Annotated in this window: 25 protein-coding genes and 1 riboswitch; of the genes, 13 read left to right on the top strand and 12 right to left on the bottom strand. The window is 71.9% G+C overall.

The annotated features are described in order from the left end of the window. The first annotated feature begins 165 nt into the window (after nt 1–165). The 6 genes from AC2XR2_RS23450 (at nt 166) to AC2XR2_RS23425 (ending at nt 5872) form a co-directional block, all read left to right on the top strand. On the top strand, nt 166–927 hold the full coding sequence (locus AC2XR2_RS23450) for an SDR family oxidoreductase (protein WP_449348792.1): 762 nt from the start codon (nt 166–168) through the stop codon (nt 925–927). A gap of 65 nt (nt 928–992) precedes the next feature. Next, entirely contained in the window at nt 993–1697 is a 705-nt protein-coding gene (locus AC2XR2_RS23445; protein WP_491516206.1) for a TetR/AcrR family transcriptional regulator, read from the top strand. 218 nt (nt 1698–1915) lie between these two features. Then, complete coding sequence (gene thrS, locus AC2XR2_RS23440; RefSeq protein WP_491516205.1) at nt 1916–3148, top strand: threonine--tRNA ligase; 1233 nt, start codon at nt 1916–1918, stop codon at nt 3146–3148. Nucleotides 3149–3185: 37 nt separating this feature from the next. Then, complete coding sequence (locus AC2XR2_RS23435; RefSeq protein WP_449348789.1) at nt 3186–4148, top strand: nucleoside hydrolase; 963 nt, start codon at nt 3186–3188, stop codon at nt 4146–4148. Between the two features lie 125 nt (nt 4149–4273). Next, a complete protein-coding gene (locus tag AC2XR2_RS23430) occupies nt 4274–5266 on the top strand; it encodes an ArsR/SmtB family transcription factor (RefSeq protein ID WP_491516204.1) in 993 nt (330 codons plus the stop codon). A 111-nt stretch (nt 5267–5377) separates the two neighbouring features. Then, complete coding sequence (locus AC2XR2_RS23425; RefSeq protein WP_491516203.1) at nt 5378–5872, top strand: hypothetical protein; 495 nt, start codon at nt 5378–5380, stop codon at nt 5870–5872. Here AC2XR2_RS23425 and nicT read toward each other — a convergent pair. Then, nucleotides 5859–6977 carry a Nickel transporter NicT gene (gene nicT, locus AC2XR2_RS23420; RefSeq protein WP_449348787.1) on the bottom strand — a complete coding sequence of 373 codons (1119 nt, stop codon included), beginning with the start codon at nt 6975–6977 and terminating at the stop codon, nt 5859–5861. The genes AC2XR2_RS23425 and nicT overlap by 14 nt on opposite strands. A gap of 27 nt (nt 6978–7004) precedes the next feature. Then, a riboswitch (cobalamin riboswitch) is annotated at nt 7005–7192 on the bottom strand. A gap of 81 nt (nt 7193–7273) precedes the next feature. On the opposite strand from nicT, the gene AC2XR2_RS23415 reads away from it, so the two are divergent. Continuing rightward, complete coding sequence (locus AC2XR2_RS23415; RefSeq protein ID WP_330265641.1) at nt 7274–7621, top strand: ArsR/SmtB family transcription factor; 348 nt, start codon at nt 7274–7276, stop codon at nt 7619–7621. Between the two features lie 46 nt (nt 7622–7667). Here the strand turns inward: AC2XR2_RS23415 and AC2XR2_RS23410 are convergent, their stop codons facing one another. The 3 genes from AC2XR2_RS23410 to AC2XR2_RS23400 all read right to left on the bottom strand — a co-directional run bounded on the left by AC2XR2_RS23410 (nt 7668) and on the right by AC2XR2_RS23400 (nt 9088). After that, nucleotides 7668–7946, bottom strand: coding sequence for a type II toxin-antitoxin system VapB family antitoxin (locus AC2XR2_RS23410; protein WP_491516202.1), 279 nt, complete (start codon nt 7944–7946; stop codon nt 7668–7670). A 68-nt stretch (nt 7947–8014) separates the two neighbouring features. Next, nucleotides 8015–8203, bottom strand: coding sequence for a DUF397 domain-containing protein (locus tag AC2XR2_RS23405; protein WP_491516201.1), 189 nt, complete (start codon nt 8201–8203; stop codon nt 8015–8017). A 3-nt stretch (nt 8204–8206) separates the two neighbouring features. Beyond that, nucleotides 8207–9088, bottom strand: a complete 882-nt coding sequence (locus tag AC2XR2_RS23400; protein ID WP_491516200.1) for a DUF5753 domain-containing protein — start codon at nt 9086–9088, stop codon at nt 8207–8209. Between the two features lie 226 nt (nt 9089–9314). Between AC2XR2_RS23400 and AC2XR2_RS23395 the strand changes: the two genes are divergently transcribed. Further along, entirely contained in the window at nt 9315–9749 is a 435-nt protein-coding gene (locus AC2XR2_RS23395) for an ATP-binding protein (protein WP_491516199.1), read from the top strand. A gap of 50 nt (nt 9750–9799) precedes the next feature. Here AC2XR2_RS23395 and AC2XR2_RS23390 read toward each other — a convergent pair whose 3' ends face one another. Then, nucleotides 9800–10033: an Imm53 family immunity protein gene (locus tag AC2XR2_RS23390; RefSeq protein WP_491516198.1), complete on the bottom strand. Its 234-nt coding sequence runs from the start codon at nt 10031–10033 to the stop codon at nt 9800–9802. A gap of 142 nt (nt 10034–10175) precedes the next feature. Here AC2XR2_RS23390 and AC2XR2_RS23385 point away from each other — a divergent pair, with 142 nt between their 5' ends. Further along, nucleotides 10176–10631 (top strand): hypothetical protein, encoded by a 456-nt coding sequence (locus AC2XR2_RS23385; RefSeq protein ID WP_491516197.1) that lies wholly within the window; start codon nt 10176–10178, stop codon nt 10629–10631. Between the two features lie 121 nt (nt 10632–10752). Here AC2XR2_RS23385 and AC2XR2_RS23380 read toward each other — a convergent pair whose 3' ends face one another. Beyond that, on the bottom strand, nt 10753–11670 hold the full coding sequence (locus tag AC2XR2_RS23380; RefSeq protein WP_491516196.1) for a DMT family transporter: 918 nt from the start codon (nt 11668–11670) through the stop codon (nt 10753–10755). Nucleotides 11671–11784: 114 nt separating this feature from the next. On the opposite strand from AC2XR2_RS23380, the gene AC2XR2_RS23375 reads away from it, so the two are divergent. Both AC2XR2_RS23375 and AC2XR2_RS23370 read left to right on the top strand, forming a co-directional pair. Continuing rightward, entirely contained in the window at nt 11785–12330 is a 546-nt protein-coding gene (locus AC2XR2_RS23375) for a TetR/AcrR family transcriptional regulator (RefSeq protein ID WP_491518486.1), read from the top strand. An 84-nt stretch (nt 12331–12414) separates the two neighbouring features. Then, nucleotides 12415–13188, top strand: a complete 774-nt coding sequence (locus AC2XR2_RS23370) for a hypothetical protein (RefSeq protein WP_381303913.1) — start codon at nt 12415–12417, stop codon at nt 13186–13188. 138 nt (nt 13189–13326) lie between these two features. On the opposite strand, the gene AC2XR2_RS23365 is transcribed toward AC2XR2_RS23370, so the two are convergent. From AC2XR2_RS23365 to AC2XR2_RS23345, 5 genes are all read right to left on the bottom strand, one after another. Then, complete coding sequence (locus tag AC2XR2_RS23365; protein ID WP_491516195.1) at nt 13327–14064, bottom strand: GAF and ANTAR domain-containing protein; 738 nt, start codon at nt 14062–14064, stop codon at nt 13327–13329. Nucleotides 14065–14121: 57 nt separating this feature from the next. Continuing rightward, entirely contained in the window at nt 14122–15036 is a 915-nt protein-coding gene (locus tag AC2XR2_RS23360; RefSeq protein WP_491516194.1) for a GAF and ANTAR domain-containing protein, read from the bottom strand. A gap of 548 nt (nt 15037–15584) precedes the next feature. Continuing rightward, nucleotides 15585–16358, bottom strand: a complete 774-nt coding sequence (locus AC2XR2_RS23355) for a TIGR03943 family putative permease subunit (RefSeq protein ID WP_491518485.1) — start codon at nt 16356–16358, stop codon at nt 15585–15587. Then, nucleotides 16355–17368 carry a permease gene (locus tag AC2XR2_RS23350; protein WP_491516193.1) on the bottom strand — a complete coding sequence of 338 codons (1014 nt, stop codon included), beginning with the start codon at nt 17366–17368 and terminating at the stop codon, nt 16355–16357. Before AC2XR2_RS23350 ends, AC2XR2_RS23355 begins: the two co-directional genes overlap by 4 nt. Nucleotides 17369–17501: 133 nt before the next feature. Further along, nucleotides 17502–18848, bottom strand: coding sequence for a helix-turn-helix domain-containing protein (locus tag AC2XR2_RS23345; protein ID WP_491516192.1), 1347 nt, complete (start codon nt 18846–18848; stop codon nt 17502–17504). Nucleotides 18849–18938: 90 nt separating this feature from the next. Here AC2XR2_RS23345 and AC2XR2_RS23340 point away from each other — a divergent pair, with 90 nt between their 5' ends. Beyond that, the gene (locus AC2XR2_RS23340) at nt 18939–19145 is read left to right on the top strand and encodes a hypothetical protein (RefSeq protein WP_330269860.1); all 207 of its coding nucleotides are present in this window, start codon (nt 18939–18941) and stop codon (nt 19143–19145) included. Nucleotides 19146–19361: 216 nt separating this feature from the next. Here AC2XR2_RS23340 and AC2XR2_RS23335 read toward each other — a convergent pair whose 3' ends face one another. Then, nucleotides 19362–19910, bottom strand: a complete 549-nt coding sequence (locus tag AC2XR2_RS23335) for a tellurite resistance TerB family protein (RefSeq protein ID WP_330265650.1) — start codon at nt 19908–19910, stop codon at nt 19362–19364. 637 nt (nt 19911–20547) lie between these two features. Here AC2XR2_RS23335 and AC2XR2_RS23330 point away from each other — a divergent pair. Then, nucleotides 20548–21783: an amidohydrolase gene (locus tag AC2XR2_RS23330; protein WP_491516191.1), complete on the top strand. Its 1236-nt coding sequence runs from the start codon at nt 20548–20550 to the stop codon at nt 21781–21783. Nucleotides 21784–21817: the final 34 nt, after the last annotated feature.

The following is a 21817-nucleotide window of genomic DNA, read 5'->3' as shown; positions in this document are numbered from 1 at the left end:
ACGTGCCGCCCGGCCCTGACGAGCCGGGCGGCACCGGCGTTCTCACCCCACGCCTTCGAGGCCACCGATGGTAAGTGGGTCGACTTGCCTTACGGGAAGCGGGAGCGTTACCTTTCCGAGGTAAGTGCATCGACTTACCTTACGACTCGGCAAGGAACGAACAACATGACTCGTCTTGCGGGCAAGCGCGCCCTCATCACCGGCGGCACGAGCGGGATCGGCCTGGCGACCGCGCAGCGTTTCATCGCGGAGGGGGCCGAGGTGCTGGTCACCGGCGTCACCCCGGCCGGCATCGACAGGGCGCGGGAGGTCCTCGGGGACAAGGTGCCGGTCGTGCGGGCCGACGCACGCGACCTCGACGCCCAGCGCGCCCTGGCCGAGCAGGTGAGCGAGCACTTCGGAAAGCTCGACGTGGCCTTCCTGAACGCCGGCGTCTCGGACTGGCGGCCGTTCGAGGAGCACACCGAGGACAGCTACGACCGGCTCTTCGACATCAACGTCAAGAGCGTCTTCTTCCTCACCCAGGCGCTGGTGCCGGTGCTGGCCAACCCGTCCTCGGTCATCCTCAACGCCTCCAACAGCGCACACGGCGGCTACGGGCGTTCGAACGCCTACGCGGCGACGAAGGCGGCCGTCTCCTCGCTGATGCGGTCGTGGAACGCGGACCTGCTCAAGTCGCACGGCATCCGCTTCAACGCGGTCAGCCCCGGACCGGTGGACACCCCGCTGTACTCCGCCGTCAAGCTCGGGATCGAGGACCCCGCGGTGCAGGCGGCGGTGGTGGAGGGGATCAGCTCCACGATCCCGCTGGGCCGCATGGGTCTGCCCGAGGAGGTCGCGGAGGCCGTCGTGTACCTGGCCTCCGACGCCTCCGCCTTCGCGGTGGGCCAGGACCTTATCCTGGACGGCGGCCAGACCGTCCTCTGACAGCGAGGACGCGGCCGCAGACGGGCACCGGGGACGGGCACCCGAGACGGGCAAGGGGCGTGGGCATGTCGGTGGCGGACCGAGCGGAGACCGGTGGCGGCACCTGCCCGGCCGGGGATCACGCGCAGGCCAGGGCCGGCTATCACGCGCAGATCAAGGCGGAGAACCGCGCCCGCATCATCCGCGCCGCCCGCGACCTCTTCCTCGCCCGGGGATACGACAAGACCTCCCTGGCCCAGATCGCCAAGGAGGCCCGCGTCTCCACCGGCACCCTCTTCAAGCGGTACCCCACCAAGGCCGCGCTGTTCGCGGCCGTCACCGCCGAACAGTGGCAACTGGACACGGAGTACGCCGCCCCGCCCCCGCCCGGCGACCCCCGGTACGGCCTGGACCACATCGGCCGCGACTACGCCTGCCTGGTCGCCCGGCCCGGCACGGCGGCGCTGTGCCGCCTCATCATCACCGAGCTCCCCCAGATGCCGGAGCTCGCCGACATCGTCGGCACCGGCTTCGCCATCGACCGCGGCCCCTTCTTCGACCGGCTCCGCGACTACCTGGAGTCCGAAGCAGAGGCCGGCACCCTCGACTTCCGCTCGTCCGACGGACGGCCGCAGTCGGCAGCCGAGGTCGCCGAACAGTTCCTCGGCATGATCTGCAGCCAGTTCCTGTGGCCCCAGCTCGTACGCACCGACTTCGTCCCACCCAACCCCACGGACGCCGCGATCGTCGACGAAGCCGTAGCCCTCATGCTGGCCCGCTACCGCACCTGAGCCCCCGCCGGACGGCCCACCACGTACCGGTCGGCCGCGAAAACCCCTCGCGCCCCTGCCAGGACGCCCCCTACCCTCACCTCATGCAGCGCGCCCACGCATTCCCGTCGATCACGACGACGCCGGAGCAGGTCCCGGCGCGCTGACAGCTGACGCAGTCCGAAGCCCCGGGGCGAGTGCCCCGGGGCTTCGTCGTTCCCGCTGGTTCCTCGCCCCCCATGAGCGAGGGAGACCCCGTGCACGACCACCGCCGACTCGGCCGCGAACTCGACCTGTTCGACACCGACCCCCTGATGGGCGCGGGGCTGCCCTACTGGCTGCCCGACGGGGCCGTCGTACGTCAGGTGCTGGAGGAGTACGTCAGGGAGGTGGAGCGCGCCGCCGGGTACCGGCACGTGTACTCGCCCGTCCTCGGCAAGCGGGAGCTGTACGAGATCTCCGGGCACTGGGACCACTACAGCGACGACATGTTCCCGCCCATGCGGCTGGGCGGTGAGGAGGTCGTGCTGCGCCCCAGCCTCTGCCCGCACCACGCCCTCATCTACCGGTCCCGCTCGCACAGCTACCGCGAACTACCGCTGCGGATGGCCGAGTTGGGCGGCATGTACCGCTCCGAGCCGTCCGGTGTCCTCGGCGGCCTCACCCGCGTCCGCTCCATCCAGCTCAACGACGCCCACATCTTCTGCACCCTGGACCAGGCCGTGGACGAGGCCCGCGCCGCCCTCGCCCTCATCCGCCGCGCCTACGTCGACCTCGGCATCCGGGCGAGCCGGTACCGTCTCTCGCTGCCGGGCGCGGGCGGCAAGTACGTCGCCGACCCGGAACTGTGGCGCCGCGCCACCGCCCTCCTCGAGGACGTACTGGACGGCGTCGCGTACGAGTCCGCCGAGGGCGAGGCCGCCTTCTACGGCCCCAAGATCGACGTCCAGATCACCGACCCGGCAGGACGCGAGTCCACCCTCTCCACCGTCCAGATCGACTTCCACCAGCCGGAACGCTTCGACCTGCACTACATCGGCCCCGACGGCGGCAAACACCGTCCGGTCATGGTCCACCGCAGCATCATCGGGAGCGTGGAGCGGGCGGTCGCGCATCTCGTCGAGGCGCACGGCGGCGCGTTCCCGGTGTGGCTCGCGCCCGTGCAGCTCGTGGTGCTGCCGGTCGGCGACGGGCAGGAGGAGCGGGCTCATGAGGTCGTACGGCAGGCCCTCGCGCTCGGCATCCGCGCCGAGCTCTCCGCCCCCGGCGACGGCACCCTCGGCGCCCGTGTCCGCGCCGCGCGCCTCGTGCCGTACCAGGCGGTGATCGGGGAGCGGGAGGCCGACGCGGACTGTGCGGCCGTACGACTGCGGGACGGCCGCAGGCCGGGAGCCGTACCGGTGGAGGAGCTGCTGCGAAGGATCGCCGCCAGGGCCGGTGATCGCGGGGCCGAACTGTGGGCGGCTGCGTAAGGTCGGACCTGTACGCCAGTGACGAAAGGACCCCGCCGTGACCGGTCAGCCCATCCCGGTGATCATCGACTGCGACACCGGTGTCGACGACGCCCTGGCCCTGCTGTTCGCTGTACGGCATCCCGGTATCGACCTGCGCGCGGTCACCTGTGTCGCCGGGAACACCGATGTCGACGGCGTGGTCCGCAACACCCTGACCGTGCTGGAGCAGGCCGGGGCCGGGGACATCCCGGTCGCCCGGGGTGCCGAGCGGCCGCTGATCGAGCCCGTGCGCACCGCGCAGCACGTGCACGGACTCGACGGCATGGGCGACCTGGGGCTGCCCGCACCGACCCGGGTGGCGGTGGACGTGGACGCGGTGACCCTGCTCCGGCGGGAGATCCTCGCCTCGCCCCGGCCGGTCACCCTGATTCCCACCGCGCCGCTCACCAACATCGCGCTGCTGCTCCGTACGCACCCCGAGGTGGTGCGCAACATCGAGCGGATCGTGTTCATGGGCGGTGCGGTGGCGACCGGGAACGCCACGCCGGTCGCGGAGTTCAACGTCTGGCACGACCCGGAGGCGGCGGCCGTCCTGCTCACCGCCGGGGTGCCCATCACGATGTACGGCCTGGACGTCTTCGAGCGGGTCATCGTCCCGGCCGCTGACGTCCAGCGGCTGCGGGCGAGTGCGGAACCGTCCCTGCGCATGGCCGGTGAACTCCTCGCCCACCGCGACCCGGCCACCACCGGTGACCCCACCCCCACCGGCGGCCTCGGCGACGCGGGCGCGGTCTGCGCGGTCGTCGACCCGGACGGCCTGACCACCGAACTCCTGCCGGTGGAGGTCTCGTTGGCGCCCGGTCCGACCCGCGGCCAGACCGTCGTCGACCGCCGTCGGCGGCCCGGTGAGTCCGAGATCCACGAGGGCGAGCGCGAAGTGACCCTCGTCGACGTGGGGTTGGGCGTGGACGTGGAGCGGTACGTGAAGCTGTGGCTGACGGCGGTGGAAGGGGTCTAGCCGGGCCCCGGCCGTGCCGAAGGCAGGGGTGACCGAATGCCCCCTTGCCCCGGCGCCCCGGGGTCGGTCAGTGTCAGGGGGCACCGCCGTCCACCCGATGACCGACCACCATCGGAGAACTCCCCATGCTGCGGGTGCACTTCACCGCCGACGACCTCGCACGCGTGCGGGTGGCCGCCGCCCCCGATCCGCTCTGGGAGATCACCAACAGCTTCCAGGCGCTGGCCGGGCAGGACGCCCCGCTGCTCTTCGGCGACTGGCGGCGGCTGGTCCGCGCCCGGCTGCGCCCCGCGCACGCGCTGCTCGCCGCCCTGCTGCCGGCGCGCGGCTACACACCGGACTTCCTCACCCCCCACCTCGACGGCCGCTACGACCTGGAGGACGCCGTCGACACGGTGCTGCGCACGCCCCGCACCGCCCTGCGCAGGGACCTGACCGCGTTCGCCGCCTCCCCGCGCCGCAGCCGCCCGCTGCCGTCCGAGGCCCGTGCCCTGGCCGACGGCGAACCCCCGGCGCTGCGCCGCCTGGGCGCCGCCCTGCACGGCTACCACCGGCACGCGCTCGCCCCGTTCTGGCCGCACATCCGGGCCCAGGTGGACGCCGACCGGGCCGTCCGGGCCCGCGAGGTGCTCGAAGGGGGGACCGACGGGCTGCTGGCGAGCTTCCACCCCGTGCTGCGCTGGCGGCCGCCGGTGCTGGAGGCCGACTATCCCGTCAGGCGTGAACTCCGGCTCGGCGGGCGGGGGTTGCTGCTCCAGCCGTCCCTGTTCTGCCTGCGCAGACCGGTCACGGTGGCCGCGCCGGAGCTGCCGCCGGTCCTCGTCTACCCGATCCAGCCGGCCCTCGGCTGGGTCCGCCCACCCGGCCGCCCCGCGTCCGGCGGGGGCCTCGCCGCGCTCGTCGGCCGGACCCGCGCGGCGATCCTCGAGGAGACCGTGACCGGCCGTACGACCGGCGAACTCGCCCAGCGGCTGAGCATCTCCGGGGCGGCCGCGAGCCAGCACACGGCGGTACTGCGCCGGGCCGGCCTGCTGCTGAGCGTGCGCCGGGGCAGGCATGTCGTGCACACCATCACCCCGGCGGGGCGGACGCTGCTCGAAGGGACGGGCTCAGTCTGAGAGGGACGGGCTCCGTTTAAGGCAGGGCTTCAGGGAGTGGCGGGGGACGACGGGCCGAAGTCAGCCTGTGGGCACGAGGGATGTCCTTTTCCACAGGGGGTTCGACACCACATGCGTGACGTACGACGACCTTCACTGCTCGCGGGCATCGGTGCCCTGGGACTCGCGCTGGCGGCCGTGTGCACGGCGGCACCCGCCGGCGCGGCCCCGGACAACCGCGACTTCCGGCAGGTCCTGACCATGCCGGCCGCGCCGCCCGCCTCGGCGCTGCCGGCCGGGGCCGCCGCGGAGCCGCCGACGGCCTGGCCGAAGCCCAACAAGATCCTGCACGTGGCCGCGCGCGAGTCCATCACCTGCGAGAGCGGCAACCTGTGCACCGCGACCTGGGACGCCACGCGCGGCGACTACGTCGTCTACTACTTCTACTACTGCGACACCTACACCCTCTCCAACTGGGTCGGCACCGGCTCCTACCGCAACTCCCAGACCGGCGGCGTGACCGCGCACTTCAACGGCAAGGACGGCGGCACCGTCACCTCGGTCGGCCCCGGTGGCAGCAGCAACAACTACAACTGGAGCCCGATCTGGTCCATCAGGAACTGCTGACGCCCCACCGCTGCTCGACCTTCGCCAGCCGCCAGTAGGCGATCGCCGCCGCCCACACCACCACGAACAGTCCGACGATGACGTAACCGACGTTGTCGAGATCGATCTCGGCGATCCAGGTGGTGAGGGCGTCGGTGAGGTCGAACTTGTCGTGCAGCACGCCGACCAGCTCGATCGTGCCGATGAAGAAGGCGACCGCGATGGACAGCCCGGTGATGGCGAGGTTGTAGAACACCTTGCGCACCGGGTTGGAGAAGGCCCACTGGTAGGCGAAGTTCATGAAGGTGCCGTCGAGGGTGTCGAACAGGCTCATCCCGGCGGCGAAGAGCAGCGGCAGGCACAGGATGGCGTACCAGGGCAGCCCGGCCGCCGCTCCCGACCCGGCCATCACCATCAGCGTGACCTCGGTGGCGGTGTCGAAGCCGAGCCCGAAGAGGAACCCCAGCGGGAACATCTGCCCCGGCCGGGTGATGGACTTGGTGAGGCGTCCGAGGATCCGGTTCATGAACCCGCGCGAGTCGAGATGCTGCTCCAGCTCCTTCTCGTCGTACGACCCCGCCCGCATCGCCCGGAAGACCTTCAGGATGCCCACCAGGGCGACCAGGTTGAGGGCGGCGATGAGGTAGAGGAAGGTGCCGGAGATCGTCGTACCGAGGAACCCGAGCACCTGGTGGGTGCTGGAGCCCTCGTTCATGACCTTGCCGGCGAGCTGGGTGCCGCCCGCGATGAGCGCGGCGAGCAGGACGACGACGCTGGAGTGTCCGAGGGCGAACCAGAACCCCACCGACACCGGCCGCTTGCCGTCGGCCATCAGCTTGCGGGTGGTGTTGTCGATCGCGGCGATGTGGTCGGCGTCGAAGGCGTGCCGCATGCCGAGGGTGTAGGCGGTGATGCCGAGTCCCACGCCGAAGGCCTTGGTGCCGACCTCGTAGTGGGCGGGGACGACGAGCAGGAAGAGAATGCCGAAGGCGACGACGTGCAGGGCGGCGATCGCCGCGAGCAGTCCGACGGTCTTGACGGTGTCCTCACGCCGCCAGCGGAAGCCTCCGGCGGTACTGGCACCGGTGGCGGGGGCGGCGGCCTTGGACAGGGCAGGCTCGGTCATACGGTCAGCTCCAACACCTCGTGGATCAGTTCCTGACGTGCCGTGGCCGGTCTCCTGGCTTACGGGTCGTGCGTGTCCGCGCCTGCCTTCCCAGTCGTACGACCAGTGGCTTCGACAGCACGGACACTTCCCGATCACAGTGGCGAGGGCCGCGCCGGTCTGGACCTTGAGGGGTCGTCACCGGCTTCCCGAGCACCACGGCCCGCCCACCGTAGGGCGTGCCGGCCTCCCCTGCATAGCTGCGCACCTGCGCAGGTATGGAAGATCACATAGTGCGGCCTGCGAGGATGACCCCCATGCACCTCGTCCCGGCCGACCGAGCCGACCGCCGCAGCATCGACGGACACCGGGTGTGCGACGCCATCGCCGCGATCGGCGACCCGGGGGACGTCCGCACCTGGTCCGACCGCTTCGCCCTCCTCGCCGACCCCAACCGCCTCTCCCTCCTCCTCGCCCTGCACCGCACCGGCCCCCTCGCGGTCTCCGACCTCGCGATCGCAACGGGCATGAACGACCCCGCCGTCTCCCAGGCCCTCCGCCTGCTGCGGGCGGCGGGGGTGGTGGCGGGCGAGAAGGAGGGACGGGTGGTGCGGTACCGGGTGGTGGACGAGGCGGTACGGGGGTTGCTGAAGCAGGTGTCCTGACGAGGTCTGGAGGAACTCGGCACACCGGACGTGTCGAGCAGGTAGCTCATCGGTCGGCCTTCTCCGCCTGGTGCAGGCGCTCGGCGTCCCCGACTGCGCCCCACTCATACGCCCGCTCATGGTTCCGACTGATGCGCGCGGCCCGCTCCTGCTGCTCGACGTAGAAGCTCAGGGCGAGGTTGACCGCCTCGTCCTCGGTCATGACCCCGGCCAGGGTCATGACGCGTTCCAGGGCGTCCTCGTCGATGTCGATCCGGGTCAGGGGCCTGTGGCGCCTCAGGTCGTAGCGGTGGGCATAAGGGCAGAGAACGTCCGTGGTACTCACCTCACCTGACTGCGACGCGGCGCCAGGACTGAAGTATCGAGGACTCGCCTTGATCCGGGCCCGGCAGACTATTCGGGCCGGTCACCCCGCAGGGAGCCCAGGAAGGGGGACCATGCGCCGGGGGTGACCAGGAGCACCGGACCGTCCAGGTGCTTGGTGTCACGGACGGCCACGGCGGTGGGTATGTTGCGGGCGACTTCGACGCACTCGCCGTTCCCGCTGCTGTGGCTGGACTTGGCGAACTCGAAGTGCGGCACGGCTCACAGCTCCTTGCGGATACGTTCGATCAGCTCGACGGAATCGCGAAGAGCGAGTCCGTTCCTTGCGATCCGCTCGAACTTGACGTTGTGACGGGCGGCGTCCGCCTCGCTCTCCAGCCACAGCGTAGACGAGGTCGTGTCCATGTAGACCACGTCCATCGCGCCCGGCTCCGCGAAGGAGACGACGCTGAAGGCACTGGTCATGCCGGGGTGCGAACCGGCGAGGAACGGGACCACCTGAAGCTTGACGTTGGGGAGCCGGGAGGCCTCGACCAGCCGCTCCAGTTGGACACGCATGACGTCACGGCCGCCGACCAGCTGGCGCAGTGCTCCTTCGCCGACCACGGCCCACAGGTCGAGCGGGCGGCTGTCCGCCAGTCTCGCCTGCCGCGCGACCTTGGCCTCCACGAAGCGCTCGATCTCACCCGGTTCGTCCCAGTCGGCGTTGCCGATCGCCAGCGCCCTGGCGTAGTCCGGCGTCTGGAGGAGGCCCGGGACGAAGGCTCCTTGCCACGTCCGGACACCGGTCGCGATGTCTTCCAACGCCACGTACTCCACGAGTGACTTCAGCTCGGGGTACTGGTTCCACCACCCCTTGGCCTTGCGGCGCTCCCGGTCGGTCCTGGCCAGGTCCAGCAACCGCTGCACGGCCTTCGCGTCGGCGACGCCGTACAGCTCGCACAGGATCCTGATGTCGGGATCGCGGAACGGCACCCAACCGCGCTCCATCTTGGCCACCTTGGCAGCGGTCGCCGACAACGCCTCCGCAGCCTGCGGCTGGGTCAGCCCGACCACGTCCCGCAGCCGCAGCAGTTCACCGCCCAACTTGCGCGCGAGGACGGTCGATACGCGGTTGCCGCGAGCGAACTGGCTTGCAGACACGTGGGTCACCTCCTGATCGCGGCCAGTGTGCGACTCACCGAAGCCGCCTCGCAAGCTCATACGGAGACATATTTCCCTGAGACTGCTTGCACGTCAGGATCGAACATCACTACCGTCGGTACTCAACAGGCCACTCAGCGACACTGGTTGGCGGAAGTGCACCGTGCTGCCCGCACGGCGGAGCCACCCCACCCGTCGTCGACCTCGCACAAGGAGATGCGCTCCCGTGACCGACTCCTGCCCTCCGGGCCCGCCCAAGCCCTACGACCGCCACGACGAGGTCAGTTACACCCCGTACCCCCGCAGCATCCCCCTCGCCCGCAGACACGTCGCCGAACTCGCCGTGGACTGGGGCCATCCGGGCCTGGCCGGCGACGCGGCGCTGGTGGCGAGCGAGTTGTGCACGAACGCCCTGCTGCACGGCTGCCTACGGGACCGCCTGTTCCGAGTCGAGACGTCTCTCACCCCCACGGCACTCCGGATCGCGGTAACGGACCCGAGGGGTGAGCGCCTCCCCGGTCCCCGACTCCCCGACGCTGACGACCAGTTCGGCCGGGGGCTGCTCATCGTGCGGGTGCTGGCGGGGCGTTGGGCGGTGGAGAGGCTGACGGTCGGGAAGACGGTGTGGGCGGAACTCGACCTGGACCCGGACTGGAAATGACGTCGTCCGCCGGAACGGCAGACACACGCTCGCGGCGTGCGGAACTTCGATCAACTCTCTTCCGCGACGGCCTCGGTCGCCCAGGTCCGGAACAGCGAGAGCGCCTCGGCCAGATTGCCGGGCCCGCAGGTGAGGTGAAACGTCTGCTCAGACGTCCACGCCATGCCCCAGTCGTCCTCGTCCCGAGCAACCCGCAGACGGGGATGCTCCCGGTCGGCCAACTCCGTCTCCCCAAGGCTGATCTTGACGAACCACCCCGGGTTGTCGACCGTCTCGATCGTCACATCCCACCCCGAAGGCGAGCCGCATCAACTTCGTACGTCATGGAGCCACTTCTGGAAACAACTCCACCACTGAGACTCCGCCGACCCGTCGCGAATGATGGGCAGTCGCATCGCGCTACGCGCTACCGATGACAGGGGACAAATGATCAGGATGGAATACCGCCGGACCGGCCCCTACGTGGACCAAGGCCAGGAGAACCGCGAAGAAGTGGACCTCGCCGTCGTCAGCCGTGCTGACCTGCGCTGGTACTACTTCTTGTCGGACCTTACGTTCACGATCGGCGAGAGCGACCTGACCCCACCGTGGTCGTGGACGCCCGTCTTCGACTTCCTGTGGTCGATGAAGGGTGCACTCGAACATCTGGAGCGGGGCGAACGGACGACGATCGGCTTCACGGAGAACGCCGAGCTGATCAGCTTCTTCCCGGAAGGCGAGAAGGTACGGGTCTTATGCACCTATGCACCAGCACAGGCTGTCTGCGAACGCATCGATCTCAAGAACGCCTGGCTGACCCTCCGAGAAGACGTGCTGACGCAGCTCAGCGTGGAGTACCCCAGACTCGCGGCCAACCCAGAACTGTCGGAGCTCCGGTCCTGACTGTCCAACCCGAGCCGTGCCCCCTTGGGTGTATCCATCTCTGAGGACGCACTCTCCGTACAACGGACAGAGAGCAACGTGGCGGGCGGCTCCGCACACGTGACGTTCGGCTCGACCGACCTCAGCGGGAGTGGGTGGCTTCGGTCTGGTCCTTGGGGGCGTTCGGCGTACGGGAACTCGCGCCGCGCACCAGCCCCGCCGCAACCAAGGCGACTCCCAAGCCCAGTGCCGTCTGCGTCGTGAAGGGCTCGTCGAACATCGCCGCTCCCCAGACCGCCGTCACCGGGGCCATCAGGAACATCAGGGTGTTGACCTCGGTGACTCCGGAGCGTTGGAGGACGAGCCAGTAGAGGCCGTAGCCGCCGAACGTGGAGAGGGTGATCAGCCACAGCGTGGCGAGCCAGAAGGAGGCCGACACCGGTGGGGTCGCGGTGCCGGTCATGAAGGCCATCGCCGTGAAGACCAGCGCGCTCGTCGTGCAGTGGACCGTCATCGAGACGGCCGGGGTCACCTGGATGCGGGAGCGGCGGTCCAGGAAGGTCGCTGCGACCAACGAGAGCATCCCTGCGAACGGGACCACGTACGTCCACCAGGCCACGCCCCGCGTCGCGGCCGCGTCCGCCGTCGTGACCAGGGCGACTCCCGCCAGGCCCAGGCACAGGCCCAACCACTGGCGCGGGGAGACGTACTCCCTCAGCAACGGGCCGGCCAGTGCTCCCGCGACCAGGGGCTGGGTGCCGTCGATCAGGGCCGTCGTACCGCTGGAGACGCCCAGCTGGATGGCGTAGTAGACGGTGAGCAGGTAGCCGCTCTGGGAGAGCAGGCCGATCACCGCCTGGCGGGTGAGGTCCCCAGGGGTCAGGGAGCGCCACGCCGACCGGCCCCGCCGGTGTACGGCCGCCCCGGCCAGGACCGCCGCCAGGGGCAGGAAGCGCCACATCAGGAGGGTCGTCGCGCCGGCGTCCTCCGTGCCCAGCTTGGCGCCCACGAATCCCGAGCTCCAGCACAGGACGAAGGCCGCGGAGAGCAGGACGTTCATGGGAGTCACCACCCGTGACTAGACAGATCTGTATACGTCCTTGCCTCCACCACTATACAGATCGGTATAGTTGAGGCCGTGGGAGAGGAAACTTCGCAGGTCCGGCGCATCGTCATGACCCCCGGCGCGCGGCGCGCCCTCGCCGCCGCGTCCCGGCTGTTCTACGAGCGCGGCATCCACGCGGTCGGCGTCGACCTGATCGCCGCCGAGGCCGGGGTGACGAAGAAGACGCTCTACGACCGGTTCGGCTCCAAGGAGCAGATCGTCGTCGAGTACCTCGCGGACCGGGACGAGCGCTGGCGGGCGTATCTCCTAGAGCGACTTCAGCGGTTGGAGGGGGTGGGGGCCGCGGAGCGGGTCCGCCTCGTCTTCGACGCCTCCCGGGCGTGGATGGACGACAACAGCCCCAAGGGGTGCGGCATGGTCAACGCCCATGCCGAGATCAGCGACCCCACGCATCCGGCGTACGCGGTCATCACCGGCCAGAAGCAGTGGATGCTCCGGCTCTTCACCGACCTCGCCCCCGCACAGGCCCGCGCGCTCATGCTGCTCCACGAGGGCGCCATGGTCGCCCACGGCCTGCGCGTCTTCCCGGCTCCGATCGAGTACGCCCGCGACCTGGCCGTGGAGCTCGTCGAGCGGGAGGGGGAGCGGGAGTGACCCGTGGCGTGGAGCGGGCGGTTCCTTAACCCGTACGGCCCGGACCGCTGGTGACCTCCCTGAACCCGGTGATCACTTGGAGGCATGACCCCGTCCCGTGTCCCCGCCGCCGCGTTCGCTCTCGCCGTGCTGCTCGGCGCCACCGCGTGTTCCGCGCTGTCCACCCCGCCCACCGCTCCCAAGCCCCCGATCACCCGGCCCACCAGCGCGGCCCCGGCGTCCCCGAAGGCGTCCGCCGCCTCCTCCGCCCTCACCGAGGAGATGGCCCAGGCCGCACTCGTCACGGACGCGGACCTCGGTGAGCCCTGGGCCCCCACCCAGGGCACCGCCACCTGGCACGACGGGGTACTGAAGGCGAAGGCGGACAGACCGGGCTGCCAGCGGTTGCTCGACGCCCTGTACGCGGACGAGCTGTTCGGGCCCGACGCCCAGCAGCGCGCGGTCATCGGGCTGGACGACGAGTGGAACGGGGCGCAGCTGAGGTACCAGGTGCTCACCGGGCGGCCGGCCGAGATCGACAAGACCCTGGGCTGGATGAAGGGGCTTCCGCGGAAGTGCGGCCAGTTCGCCGCCACCACGGTCACGGGTGCCGTCTTCGGCGTCCAGGTGTCGGACGCGGAGGTGCCGGAGACGGGGAGCGCCCGGCAGGGGCTGCGCGTCCTGCTGACCGGCGAGTCCCCGGACGGTGAACCGGTGACGCTCCGGCTGGACGTGGCCGCGGTCCGGGTCGGGGAGGACGCGATCAGCGTGACCAACGGCGGCTTCGGGGACGTCCTCACGGACGCCACGCAGACGGCCGTACAGCTGGGCGCGCAGCGGCTGACGGAGATCAGGAAGCAGGGGCGGGTGCAGGTGTGAGCGGCCGGAGCCAGTGAGGCACCGGAAGCCGTATCAAGCGACCCGTATCAAGCGACCCAGACCAGTGAGACACCGGAAGCCGTACGGAGCGGCCGGAACCCGTGAGCCACCGGCCCCCGTAGGCCGCCCCCGCGGCGGTCAGGACAGGCGCGGCTGCCTCGTCACCACGTCATCCGGCGCCAGGCTGCCCTCGGCCAGGGCCCTCGCCACGGCCGTCAGGGAGCGGCCTTGCTGCTCCGCGTGCCGGCGCAGCAGTTCCAGGGCCTCGCTGAAGGAGATGCCCGCGTACTCCGCGAGCAGCCCCTTGGCCAGCTCCACGCTCGCCTTCGCGGAGACCGCGGCCTGGAGCGAGGTGAGCAGGTCGTGCGGGCGGCGGGCCTCGGTCGGCCAGTGGGTCAGGGTCAGCGCGGCCACGTCGCTCATGCCCTGGGCGACGGCGAGGTCCTCGGTCGGCAGGGCGTCGGCCTCCCGCTTGAGGAGGGACACCGCGCCGATCGGCCGGCCCTCCAGCCGCAGCGGCAGCACATGCACCGAGACATAGCCGGCCTCCAGCGCCTGCGCCGTGTAGCGGGGCCAGCGGGCCCCCTCCCGCAGATCGTCCGCGGCGACGACCTCGCCGGTGCGGAAGCAGTCGACGGACGGCCTCTCCTCCTGCTGCACCTGGAACAGGTCGAGCAGGAGGAGGTCGTCGTCGGAGGCGACCATGTTGCGCAGCGCGCCCCGTGAGGCGGCCATCACCACGCCCACGGCGTCGACGGCCAGCAGCTCGGTGCAGTGCCCGCCGAGCCGGGCGAACAGGTCGAGCGGGTCGAAGCTCGCCGGCAGGGTGTCCGCGAGGTCCACGAAGGCGCGGGTGAGGCGCAGTTCCCGGTTCATCCAGGCCTCCTCACGTCGGCACGGCGCCGACGCGCCGGTCGTCGTGCCCCGGACTTGTCAGTCACGCTCGAACCTCTTCCTGTGCCGGACCACGTCGCGCGCCACCTCGACGGCGGTGCGGTTCTGCGCGAAGGCGTGGGCGCGGAGCCGGGCCAGCGCCTCGTCGGCGCCGACGTCGAGCTGCACCATGATCATGCCGACCGCCTGGTAGACCTCGTCGTAGTCGGTGGCCAAACCGCTCAGCCAGGGCTCGTCCCCGTCGGGGCCATTCCCCTCCCCCTGGGGCAGGGCCATCAGGGCCACCGTCATGACACCGGCCACAAGTTGCGCGGTGCGCAGGTCACCGGTGGCGAGGGCGCCGGGCGTGTCCCGGTACAGGTCGAGGGTGCCCACGCACACGGCGTCGTTGCCGAGCGGCATCGAGTAGACGGCCCGTACCCCGGCGGCCGTCGCCTCCTGGGCGAAGACCGGCCAGCGCCGGGCGTCCCGGCCGTTGGTCAGGTCGTCGGCGAGCACGGGGGCGCCGATCGTCGCGGCGTACACACAGGGGCCGTCGCCGAGGGTGGCCTGGATCTCCGAGAGCCGGGCGGCCTGGGCGCTGCTGGCGCTCAGCTGGACGGGCATGCCGTCGCTGCGCAGGGAGACGCTCGCGCCCACCACGGGCAGCAGACGTACGGCGACCTCGCAGAGCCGGCCCGGGATCTCCCTGGCGTCCGCGCCCCGGACCCCGTCCGCGATCAGGTCGGACGCCCGCGCCCGGTCCTTCTCCCGTTCCCGGTCGGCGTTCTGGCCCGACAGCCGCAGGTCGTCGCCGGACCCGTCATGCGAGCCGGAGCCGTCGTCCGGTCCGGCGGACAGACCCGAGCCATCGCCCGGTACGGCGAACGGATCGGGGCCGCCGCCCGCTCCGGGGAACGGACCGGGGTCGTCGCCGGGGGCGTCGCCGCGGTCGTCCTTCGGCCGCACGGCCACCGCCTCCTTCGATCAGCGCGGCCCTTATCCGCCATGGCTCCCGGAGCGGGTGTCACGACTCATGACGGGCCCGCCCAGAAGCACCGCCCGGCTACCCCTGGGCCCCGGGACCAAACGCCGCGCCACCGAGGCCGCCCAGCGGCGAGTCAGGCGGCGGCAGAGGTCGTACGGGGTCCACGCCCTCGTCCTCCGTGGTCCGTGGTCCGGGGTCCGGGCCGCTGGTTACCGCCCTGCGCTCTTCACAGACCGCACATCGGTTCATTACGGTCGACGGTGACGGTCAGGGAGCGGCCGCACAGCGTCGAACTGTGCCGGAGCCGCCCATGTCCCAGCCCGTGTCCCCGCATGCCTCCCCGCCCGTCCCCCTGCCCCGTCCGCACCCCACCGCCGCCCTGACCGGCGCCAGGCTTCCGTCCCCGTGTTCCGCGATGCCGACCGGGGCGTCTCCCGCCGTCCCGCGCGGGCCGGGGGCCTCCGAGGAGGACCGCGCGAGGGGAGCCGCGCGTCCTCACCCGGGCGGCCGGCACCGAGGTGTCGGCCGCCCGGGTTCAGCGCTTCTCGTACGGGTCCGCCGGCTGCGCCACCCGCTCGACCGCGCTCGCGTCCACGACCGGCGGCCACGCGCTGTCGGTGCCGAGTCGTCCCTTGGGGTGCCAGGTGCCGGTGACGGTGACCCAGGTGTCGACCGGTGGCGCCCCGTCCGCGGCGCCGCGCACCTCGACCTTGCTGGTGGTGGCGTCGGCGGCGCAGCAGGTGACGAACAGCCGGGTGAGGTACCAGGTGCCGTCGTCGCCGTGGGTCACGAACCCGGTCATGCGGACCGTACGGCCCCTCAGGGAGCGCCCGCTGTCGTAGACGGCCCGCGAGCTGAACTCCCCGAGCGTGAGCTCGACCGGGTTCCCTGCGGGCAGGGCCGGAAAGGTCCCGACGCCCTGCGCGGCCCGCTGCGCCGCCTCGCGTTCGGCGCTGTAGGAGCCGAGGGCGGGCGGCGGGAAGAGGAGCAGGGCGAGAGCGGGGAGAGTGAGCAGCCAGGCGACCCGGGGTCCGGCGACACCATGACTGTGCCCGTGATCCGGGCCGGGGCCGTCACCGTGCTCCACGTCATGCCCGTCGCTGAGGTTCCCTTCCTGATCCACCTCCCACCCGGCCCGCCGTACGACCGCCATCGCCACCCCCAGCAGCACCAGCGCCCCGCCGGACACCACCAGGTACGGCCGCAGCCCCGCCTGTACGTACCGCAGGTACAGCTCGCCGAAGAGGGAGATCCGCAGGACGGCCGCGCCGACCAGGACGAGCAGGAGACAGGGGCCGTAGCGCCTCACAGCAGCCACCACCCCACGAGCACGCTGCTCAGTACGGCCACCGCCCAGGTGGCGGAGGAGAAGCGGACGGCGAAGGTCCGGCCGAAGGTGCCCGCCTGGAGCGCGATCAGCTTGAGGTCGACCATCGGCCCCACGACCATGAACGCCAGCCGCGCGGTGGGCGGGAAGCCGCTGAGCGACGCCGCCACGAACGCGTCGGCCTCGCTGCACACGCACAGCACGACCGCGAGGACGGCCGACAGCAGCACCGACAGCCAGGCAGAGCCGGTGAAGAGGTCGAGCACGGAGCGCGGCACGGTGATGTTGAAGGTGGCCGCGGCCGCCGCGCCGAGGACGAGGAAGCCGCCCGCGTGCAGGAAGTCGTGCTGGAGGCCGGCGCCGAAGGCCCGCAGCCCGCGGTCGGACGTACTGCTTGATCGTTTCGGCGGTCGCAGCCACTCCTCGCGGCCGAACCGGGCCCACAGCCAGCCCATCACCACGGCGGTGGTGAGGGAGGCGACGAGTCGGCCGAGGACCATCGCGGGCTGCCCGGGGAAGGCGATGGAGGTCGCGACCAGCACCACGGGGTTGATCGCGGGCGCGGACAGGAGGAAGGCGAGCGCGGCCGCCGGGGCGACCCCGCGCCGCATCAGGCTCCCGGCCACCGGGACGGACGCGCACTCGCACCCGGGCAGGACGACCCCCGCCGCGCCGGCCATCGGTACCGCGAGGGCCTGGTTGCGCGGGAGGAGCCGGGTGAAGACGCGCTCCGGGACGAAGGCGCCGATCGCCGCGGAGACGACCGTGCCGAGCAGGAGGAAGGGCACGCCCTGGACGGAGACGGCCGTGAAGACGGTCCACCAGGCGGCGACGGGCGGGGTGTAGAGGTCGAGCGCGAGGGTGGGGCCGAGGACCGAGGCGACGGTGACGACGGCGAGGAGCGCGGCCCCGCCGAGCAGGACGTACACGAGCACCCGTACGCCGAGCACGACGAGCCGCAGCCCGTCGCCGACGGTCCTCTCGTTGCCCACGTCGCCCAGCCCCGCCCGTCGCCCCGCCCGCCCTCCGATGTCCCGCGCAGGCTAACCGGGCACACCTGTGCACAACCCCGGAATCACCACAGAGGGGACTGTGCGGGCACGGACCTGGTAACGGCGCCGGGCCTCAGAGAGGGGGCTGTGCCGGGGCCGGGCCGAGGGTCGTGGTGCCGGGGGCCGTGCGGTGGCCGAGGCCGGTGCGGTACGCGTCGAGGGCCGCCTCGATACGGCCCGTACGGCGGAGCAGGTCGCCCAGGAGGCGGCACAGGTCGGCCAGGTCGCCGGCGGCGCCGGCCCGCTCCAGCAGGCTCAGGGCGCGGACGTAGTGCTCCTCGGCGGCCTCGGTGTCGCGGGCGTCCTCGGCGATGATGCCGAGGAGGCGGTGGGCGGCGGCGGAGTGCAGGGCGCCGCGCTCGGGGCTGAGGTCGCTGAGCACGTCGTGCAGCAGGGCGGCGGCCTCCTCGGACTTGCCGCGCCGGTGCAGCACGTCGGCGAGTTCGACGGCGGCCTGGCTGGAGTAGAGGGCGGCCCGCTTGGCGGAGTGCATGGCGAGGGCCTGCCGCAACTCGTCCTCGGCGCGCTCCAGTTCGCCGTTCTGGGCGTAGACGTAGCCGCGCATCCAGTGGCAGTTGGCGAGTTCGGTACGGAGCTGGAGCTGCCGGTAGAGCTCGGCGGCCTTGGCGAGGGAGGCGTCGGCCTCGGCGAGACGGCCCTCGGCGAGGAGGGTGCGGGCGACGGACCGGTGCATGCGGGCGACGAGGGCGGGGTCGCCGGACCGCGGGGCGAGCGCGAGGGCGAGTTCGGCGGCCTGGGCGGCGCGGGCGTGGGCGCCCATGTCCATGTAGGGGCCGATGACGCTCGCGTAGAGGAGGAGCAGGGCATCGGGGTCGTGGAGGCCGCCGCGGTTGAGTTCGTCGAGGGTGGACTCCAACAGGTAGACGGAGTAGCGGAGTTCACCGGCGAGGTAGTGGGAGAGGGCGCGGCCGCGCAGGGCCGGGACCCGGGCGGGCAGGGGGACGTCGTCGCCGAGGGCCTGCTCGGCGCGCTCGAAGTACTGGCGGGCGGCGCCGAGCTCGCCGGTCTCGACGGCGCACTCCCCGAGCCCGAGCAGGGCGGCGGCCCGCACTTCGGTGAGGCCGAGTGCGTCGGCCTCGGTGAGGAGGCGGGCGTACTGCTCGGCGGACTCCTCGGCCTCGCCGGTGGCCAGGGTGCGCTGGGCCTCGGTGAGGCGCAGGCGCAGGTCGGTGACGAGGTGGGCCGGGCGGCCGGTCGCGAGTTCGTCGAAGCCGACGCCGAGGCGGTCGGCGAGGTGCCTGAGGGCGTCGTCGGAGGGGCGTACCCGGCCGGACTCCAGGGTGGAGATGTAGGCCGGGGTGTAGGCCGGTTCGGCCAGCTGTTTCTGGGTGAGCCCGCGTTCGACCCGCAACTGCTGCACCCGTCGCCCGATGACACCCGGGTCGTCCCGCTCCGACATGGCCAACTCCCCTAGCCCCTCTTGCCGTTCGGCTCCCGCAGCCCCTAGGTTAAACGGCGTATTAACCGTGCTTAATACGCTCCCACCGTCATGGACACTCACCGTCACCGCTGCGAGGTCGCCGTGCTCGAACGCACCAGCACCACCGCGCGCTACACCAGGGGTTTCGCCGCCGCGGTCGTGGCCGTGGCCACGCTCGTCCTGGCGGCGAACACGGGGCCGGCGAAGGCGTCGGGGGAGCGGCCGGCCGAGCAGGCGAACCAGGTCCAGCACATCACCGACCCCACCCAGGACTGACCCGGCCCTACCCCGGTCACTCCCCGTCGGTCTCCGGACCGAGCATCATGTCCTTGCGGCTGTGGAGCGGCAGTTCACCGGTGTCGAGCTTCCAGGCACCGAGTTCGTTTGCGGCCCGGCGCACGGGTCGGAAAACCGCGCTTCTCCGTGTGCCGCCCCACCGCCGTCGGTCGGCTGGTGGGGCGGCAGGAGCTGTTCGAACGGCAGGCGGGACGGTCAGAGCTGGAATTCCGCCGGCTGGAGGCCCAGGGTCGCGCAGGCCTCCCTGAGGATCGCCTGCTCGGCCTGGGAGAAGTGGCCGTCCGCGCCGGCGATGACGATGCCGGTCTGGATCACCGCGCGCGCCTCGGTGGGCTTCTTGGCGGCCTTGGCGATCTCCTGCAGCGCCTCCGCCTTGCCCTGCGGGAAGTTCCGGGTCAGCTGGTCCACGTGCTTGTGGAAGCGCTGGCGCAGCTGCTCCGGCGGGAAGTTCTGCAACACCTCGTTGCCGAGGATCAGGGACTCCATCTGCTGCATCTCGGACGCGTCCACCTGCCCGTCGGCGGCGGCGACCAGCGCGCACATCGCCATGCTGGCGTCCCGGTACGCGCCGCTCTTCAACTCGGTCTTCAGGGAGCCGAGCTGGGTCTTCAGCACACCGACGAGCTGGGCCCGCGAACCGCCGCGCGAGCCGCCGTGCCCTTGCCCACCGGTCGTCGTGCCGCGCCCCTGGGCCTGCTGCTGGAGGTTCTTGGCCTGGTCCTTGAGCCGGTCGAACAGTGCCATTGACGTCACCTCGGTACTCGTTGAGTGATCTCACCCCGTCAACGGACACCTCGAAGCAAAGGTTCCACCAAGTGACGTCGGCCGGTCCTCCAGTACGCCGCGTCCGGACCGTGCGCGCTGGAGGGGCAGGTGCGAGCTACTCGCGTGGAGGGGGGCACGGCGCATCTCGGGCAGTGCGAGCAGCTTCCGGGCGGCGGCGCAGAGGGCTGGGCGGCACACGGGTCGGCGGTACTCGGGTCGCTGGCGCCGGGGTGGGCGGCGCGCGCGTCGGTAGCGCGCCCGTCGCTGGTACACGAGGCGCTGGTGCACGAGTCGGTGGCGCACGGCGTCGGCGCTGCGTCGGCGCACGGCGTGCGGCTCGGCAACCCGAAGGGCCGTCTCAGCGATGCGTCCGGCGCCGGCCCGCCGTGCTGCCGGCCCACGGCCAAGGCCGCCGCCAGGCCCGGACCAGCCGGGTCCGGCGGCGTCCCTACCCGAGCCGTGCCAGTGACGCCTCCGGACCGTGCCGGTGAGCCTCCGGACCGGCAGGACCCTGCGGCCTCCCGGCGCGAGCCGCCGCCACGCCCAGGACCAGCAAGGTCCGGCGGCCCCCGACCCGAGCCGTACCGACGCCACCGCCCCCGCCTACGCTGCCCGCATGACGTCCCCCGCTGCCCGCGCCGCCCTGGAACTCACCGCCGATCTCCCGCTCCCCGGTCTGGAGGAGTTCTACCGGGATCTGCACCGGCACCCCGAGCTGTCGTTCCGGGAGCACCGCACGGCTTCCCGGCTCACCGAGCGGCTTGAGACGGCCGGGTTCGAGACGGTCCAGGGTCTCGGCGGCACCGGGGTCGCGGGGGTGCTGCGCAACGGTGACGGGCCGACCGTGCTGCTGCGCGCCGACATGGACGCGCTGCCGGTCGAGGAGCGCACCGGGCTGCCGTACGCCTCCGAGACGGCCGGGGTGATGCACGCCTGCGGGCACGACCTGCACGTGACCTGGCTCGCGGGGGCGGCGAAGGCGCTCGCGGACGGGCGGGACGCCTGGTCCGGGACGCTGGTGCTGGTCGGGCAGCCCGCCGAGGAGACCGGCGGCGGGGCGGCCGCGATGGTCGCCGACGGGCTCTACGACCGGGTCCCGCGCCCTGACGTGCTGCTGGGCCAGCATGCGGCGCCGGGCCCGGCCGGGCTCTACCCGCACGTGCCCGGCCTGATCATGTCGGCGACCACGGACGTGGAGATCGTGGTGCACGGCCGCGGCGGTCACGGCTCGCGCCCCGAGACGACCGTCGACCCGGTGGTCACGGCCGCCTACATCGTCACGCGGCTCCAGACGGTCGTCAGCCGGGAGGTCAAGCCGCGCGAGCCCGCCGTCCTGACCGTCGGCCGGATCGAGGCGGGCACGGCCCCGAACATCATCCCCACGACGGCCCGCATCTCCCTCAACCTGCGCACCCAGTCGGAGGCGGTCCGGGACCGGATGCTCGCCGCGATCCGCCGGATCGCCGAGGGCGAGTGCCATGCGGCGGGCTGCCCGCGCGAGCCGGAGGTGACCCTCGGCGGCTCGTTCCCGGTCACGGTCAACGACCCGGAGACCGACCACCGGATCGCCGCCGTGCACCGCGAGGTCTTCGGCTCCGGCACCGTCTTCGACCCCGGCCCGGCGATGGGCAGCGAGGACTTCTCCCTGCTCGCGCTCGGCGAACTCCCGTACTCCTACTGGTTCGTGACCTCCACCCCGGCCGCGGTGTGGGACGCGGCACCCGGCGAGGACCTGATGGAGAAGTTCGACGCGGTCCCGAGCAACCACAGCCCGCACTTCGCACCCGACCTGTCCGTGGTCGCGCCGGGGGTGCGGACGCTGGTGTCCGGGGCGCTGGCGTACCTGGCCTAGAAGGCTGTGACTGCAAGGTTGCGACCGGTTGCGA

The sequence above is a fragment of the Streptomyces sp. LS-MS-L19 genome, from assembly GCF_058382285.1.
The sequence above is the reverse complement of the archived record's forward strand: the minus strand, read 5'-3'. Positions and strand labels throughout refer to the sequence as shown.

Coding starts and splice junctions, on each gene's coding strand:
- AC2XR2_RS23450 (WP_449348792.1), top strand. CDS start 166: ATGACTCGTCTTGCGGGCAAGCGCGCCCTCATCACCGGCGGCACGAGC.
- AC2XR2_RS23445 (WP_491516206.1), top strand. CDS start 993: ATGTCGGTGGCGGACCGAGCGGAGACCGGTGGCGGCACCTGCCCGGCC.
- thrS (WP_491516205.1), top strand. CDS start 1,916: ATGAGCGAGGGAGACCCCGTGCACGACCACCGCCGACTCGGCCGCGAA.
- AC2XR2_RS23430 (WP_491516204.1), top strand. CDS start 4,274: ATGCTGCGGGTGCACTTCACCGCCGACGACCTCGCACGCGTGCGGGTG.
- AC2XR2_RS23425 (WP_491516203.1), top strand. CDS start 5,378: ATGCGTGACGTACGACGACCTTCACTGCTCGCGGGCATCGGTGCCCTG.
- nicT (WP_449348787.1), bottom strand. CDS start 6,977: ATGACCGAGCCTGCCCTGTCCAAGGCCGCCGCCCCCGCCACCGGTGCC.
- AC2XR2_RS23415 (WP_330265641.1), top strand. CDS start 7,274: ATGCACCTCGTCCCGGCCGACCGAGCCGACCGCCGCAGCATCGACGGA.
- AC2XR2_RS23385 (WP_491516197.1), top strand. CDS start 10,176: ATGATCAGGATGGAATACCGCCGGACCGGCCCCTACGTGGACCAAGGC.
- AC2XR2_RS23380 (WP_491516196.1), bottom strand. CDS start 11,670: ATGAACGTCCTGCTCTCCGCGGCCTTCGTCCTGTGCTGGAGCTCGGGA.
- AC2XR2_RS23375 (WP_491518486.1), top strand. CDS start 11,785: ATGACCCCCGGCGCGCGGCGCGCCCTCGCCGCCGCGTCCCGGCTGTTC.
- AC2XR2_RS23370 (WP_381303913.1), top strand. CDS start 12,415: ATGACCCCGTCCCGTGTCCCCGCCGCCGCGTTCGCTCTCGCCGTGCTG.
- AC2XR2_RS23365 (WP_491516195.1), bottom strand. CDS start 14,064: ATGAACCGGGAACTGCGCCTCACCCGCGCCTTCGTGGACCTCGCGGAC.
- AC2XR2_RS23345 (WP_491516192.1), bottom strand. CDS start 18,848: ATGTCGGAGCGGGACGACCCGGGTGTCATCGGGCGACGGGTGCAGCAG.
- AC2XR2_RS23340 (WP_330269860.1), top strand. CDS start 18,939: ATGGACACTCACCGTCACCGCTGCGAGGTCGCCGTGCTCGAACGCACC.
- AC2XR2_RS23335 (WP_330265650.1), bottom strand. CDS start 19,910: ATGGCACTGTTCGACCGGCTCAAGGACCAGGCCAAGAACCTCCAGCAG.
- AC2XR2_RS23330 (WP_491516191.1), top strand. CDS start 20,548: ATGACGTCCCCCGCTGCCCGCGCCGCCCTGGAACTCACCGCCGATCTC.